Source organism: Vreelandella lionensis, from assembly GCF_002087295.1.
In the GTDB taxonomy this organism is placed as follows: Bacteria; Pseudomonadota; Gammaproteobacteria; order Pseudomonadales; family Halomonadaceae; genus Vreelandella; species Vreelandella lionensis.
The window spans coordinates 121763-130474 of record NZ_MWVI01000100.1; the positions used below are offsets into that span (position 1 = coordinate 121763).

An 8712-nucleotide genomic window follows, 5' to 3' on the forward strand; every position below is an offset into this window, starting at 1 on the left:
CTTATGAAGTCCTTCGTTTGACTCGTGTCAGGCCCCCACACAAAAAAACGTGCGCCCTGTTAAAGGGCGCCCTTCGTAGGCCTAGCAAGAACGCTTAAGCATTATCGTGGCCAAGCTCCGCTTGCTCTTGGCGATCCTGATTCGGATGGCGCTTGCGGTAGAGCCAATCCGATACCGAGGCAATCATGGCGTAGAAGCTGGGAATAAACAGGCTGCCCAGAATCGCCACTGACGCCATACCCATCGCCACTGTGGTACCGATATGGTGGCTACTCACGTCACTTGCGCCGGTCGCCAGGGCCAACGGCAAGGTGCCGAAGATAAACGCCAGCGAGGTCATGACGATTGGCCGGAAGCGCAGCTCTGCGGCGGTAATCGCCGCTTCGCGAATCGATTTACCCAGCTCTTTACGCTGCAGCTCGGCAAACTCGACGATCAGGATGGCATTCTTCGCCGCCCAACCGACGACCACCAGGATGGCGATCTGAACGTAGACACTGGTATCCAAACAGCGCAACACAATGCCACCGATACCGCCAAGGAAAGCAAAGGGCGTTGCGGTAAGTACCGCCAGCGGCAGCGACCAGCTCTCGTACTGCGCCGCTAGAATCAAGAACACCATCAGAATACCGAACACAATCGCAAGTGTTGCGGTATTACCCAGGTTAGATTCCTGATACGCCGTACCGGTCCAGCCCATGCCCCAGTTATCACCCAGCGTCTCTTGAACCACTTCTTCCATGGCCTCGATGGCTTGGGCCGAGCTGTAGCCCGCTGCCGGGTTACCCTGGAACTGGGCCCCCGCGTAGACCCCAAACCGTGACACCACCGCAGGCCCCGTTTGGCGCTCAAGCGTCACGAACTCAGAGAGCGGGATACGCTCACCGTTGCCACCACGCACATAGACGTTGTTGACGTCTTCCGGCGTTTTACGGAACTCATCTTCGTTCTGTAAGTACACCTGGAAGTTACGGTTTTGGTAACTGAAGTAGTTCACGAACCCATTACCGAACGTATTCGCCAACGCAGAGTTGATATTCTCCAGCGCTACGCCGTAGCTGAGCGCTTTTTGCTGGTCGATTTCCGCCCGGTAAGAGGGCACGTTCACGTTAAACGTACTGAACACTCGGTTAAGCACAGGGTGCTGATTCGCGGCCTGCATGATTTTCAGCGAGGCTTCATACAGCTCACGGGTGGAGGCACCATCGAACGACTGCAGGTAACCGGTGAAACCACCCGTGGTGGATAGCCCCATGATCGGCGGTACGTTAAAGGCCATCGCTGAACCGCCATCGATACTGGCGCCCAACTGCATGATACGTCCCACCAGCTCATTGGCGGTTAACTCTCGCTCTGCCCACGTTTTCATATTGATAAACATAATGCCGCGAGCCGTATTGACCGCGCTGGACAGGATGTCGTACCCCGCCACCGCAGAGGAGTATTCAACCCCAGGAATGGCCGCTACCTGCTCGCTTAACTCAGCCATATAAGCCTGCGTACGACTCAGCGAGGCGGCATCTGGCAAGGAGACGCTAACGAGTACGATCCCCTGGTCGGTTTCCGGCACCAGCGTTGAGGGTGTATTCGCGTAGAGCCAATAAGAACCCGCACCGACGGCTACGGTTAACGCCAGCGCCAACACCCAGAAGCGCACCAGCTTCTTCACAAACCACATATAAACCGCAGTGAAACCAGCAAAGAAGCGGTCAAACAGGCGCAACGGCGTGCTGATGGCACGCTTGAACGCCGACTGCTTGGTCTGGTGCAAATTGTGTTTGATAAAGATCGCCGATAGCGCCGGGGTAAAGGTCAACGCCATCAGCGCCGACAGCGCCACCGAAATGGCCACGGTGATCGCGAACTGCTGATAGATTTGCCCAGTAAAGCCACCCAGGAAGGCTACCGGCACAAAGACCGCCGCCATAATCAGCGAGGTAGCAATAACCGGCCCACCGACCTCTTTCATAGCGCGAACAGTCGCATCCCGAACGCTAATATCGTCCTCTTCGCTAAGTACCCGCTCAACGTTTTCCACCACCAGTATCGCGTCATCCACCACGATGCCTATCGACAGCACCAGGGCAAATAGCGTCAGCAGGTTGATCGAGAAATCGAACAGATAGAAGCCCGCAAAGGTACCAATCACCGACACCGGCACCACCGACATCGCGATGACGGTAAAGCGCCAGTTTTGCAGGAAGATAAACAGAATGACGATAACGATCAGAAACGCTTCAATAAACGTCTTGATGACCGTTTCCACCGACGCATCGATAAACAGCGTGGTGTCGTAAGGGGTTACGTACTCAAGCCCTGGCGGAAAACGCCCCGCCAGCTCTTCCATCGTGGCCCGCACCGCATCAGCAGTTTCCAGCGCGTTCGCACCGGGCTGCTGGTTAATGATAATCGGCGTCATAGTGGCGCCGTTTAGCCGGGCATCAACCCCGTAAAAGGAAGCTCCCAGCTCAATACGTGCCACATCTTCTAAGCGCAGCGACGAGCCATCTGGGTTGGTACGTAGAAAAATTTCACGGAAATCGTCGGTGCTCGACAGTCGTCCGCCTGCGGTAATCGTATAGGTAAGGCGCGCGGTTCGCTTTGCGGTGTAGCCGCTAGGTTACCGGCGGGAATCTCGGTGTTCTGAGTTCGAATAGCGCTGGCCACTTCGCTAGGCGTCAAATCGTATTGAGCCAGCTTGTCGGGGTCCATCCATATCCGCATGGCAAACTCGCCGCCACCCAATACCTCGGCGTTACCCACCCCCGGCACCTGGCGCAGCTCATCCAGAATGTTGAGCGTGGCGTAGTTCTGCATGTAAACCTTGCTGTAATCCCCGCTGGGCGAGGTCAAGGCAACGAGCATCAGGATGGAGTCTGAACGCAGCTCGACAGTAACACCCTGAGACTGCACTGCCTCCGGCAGCTGTGAAAGCGCCCCCTGAACACGGTTATTGACGTTAATCGTATTGATATCGCCATCGGTGCCGATATTAAACGCCACACTCAAGCTCATGGTGCCATTATCGGCGCTGTTGGAGGTCATGTAGAGCATGTCCTCAACGCCGTTAATCGCCTCCGCTAGCGGTGCGGCCACCGTTTGTGCCACGGTTTCAGCATCCGCCCCGGGGAACTGGGCTTGCACCGACACCGTCGGCGGCACCACGCTGGGGTACTGCTCAATCGGCAGCACCCGCATGGCCATCACACCGACCAGCGTGACAATAATTGCCAGTACCGTGGCAAAAATCGGACGGCCGATAAAGAAGTTAGAGAAATTCATTATTGCGCGCCCTCTTCCCCTTCAGCGGGTTGTGCGCCACCGGCTTCTTGCATCGCTTCTGCCGCCTGCGCTTCTTCCTGGGCTTGCTCCTGCTCAGCCTCTTCCACCACGTCAGAGGCGTTACCTTCAAACGGTTGGGGATCAATCAGCACGCCCGCCTCTAGGCCAGCGGGGTCGCCCACCACAACGCGGTCTCCTGGCTCCAAGCCACCACGGATGATTTGCCACGGGCCTGCGACTTCACCCAGCTGAACAGTGCGCTCGCGGGCCTTGTTCTCATCATCCAGCACATACACCTGCGGCCCCATAAGGCCTTGGGTGACAGCAATTTCTGGAACGGCTAGCACATCAAAACGCTTCAGCCCTTCAATACGAACGCGAACAAACTGCCCCGGCAGCACTTCACCATCGGGATTGGCAAACGTAGCAGACGCTTGAACGGTGCTGGTGCCGGTATCCACGCGCGAGCCAAGGAAGTCCAGGCGGCCTTCAAGCTCGCTACCTTCGCTACCGTCTACGCCAGGCACCCGCAAGCGGGCGGTAATCTGGGAAGCATCGCCTTCATTGCCAAGCTGGCGGCGCAGCTCAAAAGCATCGCGCTGGGGCAGTTGGAAGCGCACTTCCAGCGGATCCAACGGCGTAATTGTGGCCAGCTCGGTGCGGGAATTGACCAAGTTGCCAACGTTAATCTGGCTTAAGCTAATCATGCCCGATACCGGCGCGGTCACGTTGGAGTAACCTAAATCCAGATTAGCGCTGGTCAGCGCCGCTTCCGCCTGGGCAACATTGGCTTGAGCCACGCGCTGGTCGGCAAGCGCTTGGTCGTACTGTTGGCGACTGACCGAATTCTGGCTCAGCATCTGCTCAAAGCGTTGGGCATCGCGCTGGGCACGGGCAAGCTCAGCACGAGCACTTTGCAGGTCTGCTTCACGCTGGTTAACGGTCGCCTGATAGAGGTCTGGCTCAATGGTATAAAGCTGGTCGCCCTGCTCCACCATTTGGCCGGGCTCGAAGTGACGCTCCTCTAGAAAGCCGTTCACCCGCGCGACCAGCGTCACTTCGCTGTCGCTACGCAGCAGCGAGGGGTAGGATTTATCCAGCGGTATATCTTGACGCGCTATCTCAGTGACTTCCACCGGGTGGGGCGGTGTCTCCTGCTGCTGGCTTTGCTGCTCCTGTGGCTGCTCCTGACCACATGCCGTGAGCGCTAACGCGGCGATCAGCGTCACTAGACTCGCTCTACCTGAGTGAATCACTCTTTTCATGCGTCGTTTTCCTATTCATTTTTCTAAACATGGACGGATCGCCACGGGGGCATGCACAACGGAGATTAGGCGCCCGGGGTAGGCGGTGCACCAATGTCCATTGCGCGCTGGTACGCGTCGGGCTCGTTGCTTTCCGGTAGGTTGAAGTTGACGTCATCGCCGGTCAGCCATGCGTTCACTTCTTCAATCGCTTCAACGTCGAGCAGCCCCGCCTGCTGGCGCAGCGACAAAAGATTCACGACATAGTCGTAACGCGCTTCAGCGTAGTTAGCGATGGCGTTGTAGAGGTTTTGCTCAGCGTTCAGTACGTCCACGATGTTACGCGTGCCCACCTCATAACCAGCGCGGGTCGCTTCCAGGGCACTACGGTTGGAAACGATGGCCTGTTGGCGCGCCTCTACCGTTTCAACGTTGTTGCTGACCTGGGTATAGAGCGAACGTACCTGCTGGATGGTGGTGCGGCGCTGAGACTCAAAATCGTACTGGCTGCTCTCTAGTTGGAAAGTGCCCTGGCGAATGCTGGCACTGGTGCTGCCGCCGGTATAGATCGGCACGTTTGCAGACACACCGACCTGAGCGGAGGTGTCGTAACCGCTGACCACGTCGCTGTCGCTATCGGCATATTGATAGTTGGCAAACGCCTGCACGGTGGGCAGGCGGCCAGCGCGCGCAAGCTCCACACCTACGCGGGACACTTCAATACCTGCCTGCTGGGCGAGCACCTGTGGGTTACGCTCAATGGCTTGCTCAACCCAGTAGTTACGATCGGTGGGAGACGGCACCGCGATGGGCATGCTGTCACCGAGTGCCTCAATGCTGGCATAGCGTTGGCCGGTAAGCTGCTCCAGCACTTCAAACGACACTTGCAGGTTGCTCTCGGCGGCAATGCGATCCGCGCGGGATTGGTCGAAGCTCGCCCGCGCTTCTTCCACCTCGGTAATCGCAATCAAACCGACTTCAAACTGCTCACGGGCCTGCTCCAGCTGGCGGCCAATGGCACGCTCTTGGGCTAGCCGTGCTTCCAACACTTCATAGGCACGCAAGATATCGAAGTAGGCGCTGGCCACATCAATCAGCAGCTGCTGTTCGGTGGCAGCCAGCAAATAAACCTGTTGATCAATCTGGCGCTCTGCCTGAGTTACTTCCTGGCGCGTCACGGCATTGAACAGCGCTTGCGTGGCTTCCAGCGTTAATGAAACGGTGTTGTAGCTGTCATCACCACCACCGACGCCCGCGTTGGCACCTGCGCCAGTACCCGTGCCTGTATTACGGGCAGACCCCTGGCTCTCAAACTGCTCGTTATGCGTGGCGCTACCGGAGGCATTCACCTGCGGCAACAGTCCGCCACGTGCTACGTCTCGCGCCGCCTCTACGCTGGAAAACTCAGACCGGGCTGATGCCAAGGCCGCGTTGTTATTCAGCGCATCACGGGTGATGGTCACAAGATCCGCCGCTTGAGCTGGCAGGATAAAAGAAGACGTGAGCACTGCTAACAACAGGGGGCGAAAGGGGGCATTGACTGCCCAGTGTGCTAGTCGCATGGGATTGCCTCTAGGTGTCAACGTAAGACGGCGCGGCAGAGCGCCATTATGAAAGAGTGACATTATAGTTACATTCATGTATGTATGCTAGACTTGAACTTGTCGAATTTGTGTGTACAACACTGATGTCAAGCTTAACCTTCCTTACCTTAGTTCAAGGTATCGTTGGTTGGGACTTTTTTGCTACGACGCTTACGACATTGCCGTGGATCAATGCCCCACTTGTGTAGCCTGGACGCCAGCGTGGTGGGTTTAATTCCCAATAGCTCGGCAGCACCTCCCGCGCCAGACACCTTGCCATTCGCTGCCTCTAGTGCCTTTAGGGCATTGCTTCGCTGGCGCTGGCAGAACGCTTGCTCGGTCATCGGGTAGCTGGGCATGTGGCGCTATCGTGCGCTTCCAGGTTTAAGGAAGTGTTACGCTGCAAGGGTTCTGTCAACAAAAGATCATCAAAGCAGAGACGCTGATCTTGGGTGACAATTACCTGCCGCTCAATCACGTTCTCAAGCTCACGGATATTGCCCGGCCACGGGTAACGGGTCAGAACTTCTAACTGGGCAGGTGGTATTCGTACGCCCGGCTTATTGAACTTCAGGCAGGCACGGTGCAAAAAGTGGCGCGCCAGCAGCGGCACATCCTCAATGCGCTTGCGCAACGGGACGGAGTCGATGGGAAAGACGTTCAAACGGAAGTAGAGATCTTCGCGAAACTGCCCGGCATCAATCATCTCCTTTAACTCACGGTTGGTCGCCGCAATCACCCGTACATCCACTTCGCGAGTGCGGTTATCCCCCGGTACTGGTTCTCAAGTTCCAACCGGCGTTTGAGCGACTCCACCTCCTCCAACGCATCGCGCAGCTGCTGCTCGGCGCGCTGGATGCGCTGACACGGGGCGTCATTCAAGACGAGCTGATCAAAATCTGGAGCCAGGATCAGCAAACCGTGTTCATGATCACTCACGATGTGGACGAAGCGATCTTACTGGCCGACCGCATCTTCTTAATGACCAACGGCCCCCAAGCACGCATCGCCGAAGCCGGTGGAAATTGACCTGCCAAGGCCCCGCCAGCGGGCGGAGATCGTCAAGCATCCGCACTTCTACACGATTCGTAACTACCTGGTCGATTTCCTGGTGAACCGCTCCAGCGAGCTGCGCACCCAGGAGTTCGACGGCCAAGGCCTGCGCTACCCGACGCCGGTGAACCCGGTACAGCTAGCGGCTGCAGAAACCACTACAGATTCAACCCCGGCATCCCCTGCCACCGAACCACAAGAAAACCTAGTGAAGTTCACTCCCAAGGAGGTCCGTCATGGATCAGCTCGAAATGCGCCATACCCTGCTGGCTGCCAAAGCCCGTAAAAAAATGAGTTGGGATGACATTGCCAGCGCCGTCGGCATGTCGCCGGTGTGGGTCGCCTCTGCCTGCTACGGTATGAACAGCGCCAGCGCCGATATCGCCCATAAACTCTGCGACGTACTCGAAGTGGATGGCGACGTCGCCACCGCGCTCACGGCCTTCCCCACAAAAGCGTGGGATGAAGCCATCCCCCAAGACCCGTTCATCTATCGCCTCTACGAAGTGGTCGGCGTGTACGGAGAAACGCTGAAAGACGTGGTGCAAGAGAAGTTCGGCGACGGCATCATGAGCGCCATCGACTTCACCATGGAAATGGACAAAATCGAAGACCCGAAAGGCGACCGAGTACTGCTGACCCTGAACGGAAAATTCCTGCCTTATAAGTCCTGGTAACGTTAATAACGCACGCTTAATCGCGTTCCAGCAGCGTTACGCTGCGCTCGACCCCACTGCGGTAACTGGCACCAAACAGCAGCAGATGGTTAAGCAGTGGGTAGAGTTGAAACAGCGCTTCACGCCTCGGCCAGTCGGCCGGGGCGTTGCCGTTCCAGTAGGCATCGAAAAATGCGTCACCGGGGGAGCCGAACAGCGTCAGCATGGCCAGGTCGGTCTCGGGGTAGTGGCGATAAATCGCCGGGTCGATCAGCGCTGGCCCGCGGGGCGTGGTCAGTACATTGCCCGACCACAGGTCGCCGTGAACCAAACTTCCAGGAGCATCCGGCAACCAGCTTTCCAGCTGTTCGGCCTGCAGCTCGATACGGCGACGTAGCGCGCTATCAAGCAAACCACGCTGAAAGCAGGCCTCGCAAAGGGGGAGCAGGCGGCGCTCGCGCTGAAACTGCCGCCCGTCAGCCAGTGGCGCATTGGGCTGCGGGGTCAATCCGCAGGCGTTGTCTTTATGCCAACCGTGGGAGGCGCCTATCACGCCGTGCAGCTGGCGAAGGCCCTCTCCCAGCGCGGTCGCATCCTGCTTGTTGGCGGGCTGAGTCTCCAGGGCTTCCATCACTAGCCAGCCTTCCGCCTGGCCGAGCACTTCAGGAATGATGAGCGAGGTATTGGCCCCGGCAAGTGCGTGCAGCCCTTCTGCCCCCCCCCTGAGGCGCTCGGGATCGTCATGCTTCACGATCACCCGCCCCTGGCGCGTGGCTAACGTATACACCGCCGCACTGTCGCCGCCGCTTAGCGGCTCTAGCTCGCTGGTGGGCGCTATATCGTGAGTAGTGAGCAGATGGCGTATGGTATGGCCCCATTTTTGTAGACACTTGG

8 protein-coding genes and 1 pseudogene are annotated in these 8712 nt (G+C 57.8%); 2 read left to right on the forward strand and 7 right to left on the reverse strand.

All coding sequences use genetic code 11. The features are described from left to right. Positions 1–94: 94 nt before the first annotated feature. The 6 genes and pseudogenes from B4967_RS17630 to B4967_RS19925 form a co-directional block, all read right to left on the reverse strand. Positions 95–3282, reverse strand: a pseudogene (locus B4967_RS17630) (efflux RND transporter permease subunit). Further along, the gene (locus B4967_RS17635; protein ID WP_083026647.1) at positions 3282–4547 is read right to left on the reverse strand and encodes an efflux RND transporter periplasmic adaptor subunit; all 1266 of its coding nucleotides are present in this window, start codon (positions 4545–4547) and stop codon (positions 3282–3284) included. Before B4967_RS17635 ends, B4967_RS17630 begins: the two are co-directional and overlap by 1 nt. Before the next feature lie 65 nt (positions 4548–4612). Continuing rightward, positions 4613–6088: a TolC family outer membrane protein gene (locus B4967_RS17640; protein WP_083026649.1), complete on the reverse strand. Its 1476-nt coding sequence runs from the start codon at positions 6086–6088 to the stop codon at positions 4613–4615. A gap of 149 nt (positions 6089–6237) precedes the next feature. Then, positions 6238–6468 (reverse strand): hypothetical protein, encoded by a 231-nt coding sequence (locus tag B4967_RS19915; protein ID WP_243470678.1) that lies wholly within the window; start codon positions 6466–6468, stop codon positions 6238–6240. Continuing rightward, positions 6450–6848: an AAA-type ATPase lid domain-containing protein gene (locus tag B4967_RS19920; protein ID WP_243470679.1), complete on the reverse strand. Its 399-nt coding sequence runs from the start codon at positions 6846–6848 to the stop codon at positions 6450–6452. The genes B4967_RS19915 and B4967_RS19920 overlap by 19 nt, the downstream gene beginning before the upstream one ends. Beyond that, positions 6845–6991 (reverse strand): hypothetical protein, encoded by a 147-nt coding sequence (locus B4967_RS19925; RefSeq protein WP_243470680.1) that lies wholly within the window; start codon positions 6989–6991, stop codon positions 6845–6847. Before B4967_RS19925 ends, B4967_RS19920 begins: the two co-directional genes overlap by 4 nt. A 136-nt stretch (positions 6992–7127) precedes the next feature. Between B4967_RS19925 and B4967_RS17655 the strand changes: the two genes are divergently transcribed. Together B4967_RS17655 and cynS are read left to right on the forward strand one after the other, a co-directional pair. Beyond that, on the forward strand, positions 7128–7448 hold the full coding sequence (locus B4967_RS17655; protein WP_340638806.1) for a hypothetical protein: 321 nt from the start codon (positions 7128–7130) through the stop codon (positions 7446–7448). Continuing rightward, positions 7399–7839: a cyanase gene (gene cynS, locus B4967_RS17660; RefSeq protein WP_083026652.1), complete on the forward strand. Its 441-nt coding sequence runs from the start codon at positions 7399–7401 to the stop codon at positions 7837–7839. Before B4967_RS17655 ends, cynS begins: the two co-directional genes overlap by 50 nt. 16 nt (positions 7840–7855) lie before the next feature. Here the strand turns inward: cynS and B4967_RS17665 are convergent, their stop codons facing one another. Next, positions 7856–8683, reverse strand: coding sequence for a fructosamine kinase family protein (locus tag B4967_RS17665; protein ID WP_083026656.1), 828 nt, complete (start codon positions 8681–8683; stop codon positions 7856–7858). Between the last annotated feature and the right edge of the window lie 29 nt (positions 8684–8712).

Coding starts and splice junctions, on each gene's coding strand:
- B4967_RS17635 (WP_083026647.1), bottom strand. CDS start 4,547: ATGAAAAGAGTGATTCACTCAGGTAGAGCGAGTCTAGTGACGCTGATC.
- B4967_RS19915 (WP_243470678.1), bottom strand. CDS start 6,468: ATGCCCAGCTACCCGATGACCGAGCAAGCGTTCTGCCAGCGCCAGCGA.
- B4967_RS17640 (WP_083026649.1), bottom strand. CDS start 6,088: ATGCGACTAGCACACTGGGCAGTCAATGCCCCCTTTCGCCCCCTGTTG.
- cynS (WP_083026652.1), top strand. CDS start 7,399: ATGGATCAGCTCGAAATGCGCCATACCCTGCTGGCTGCCAAAGCCCGT.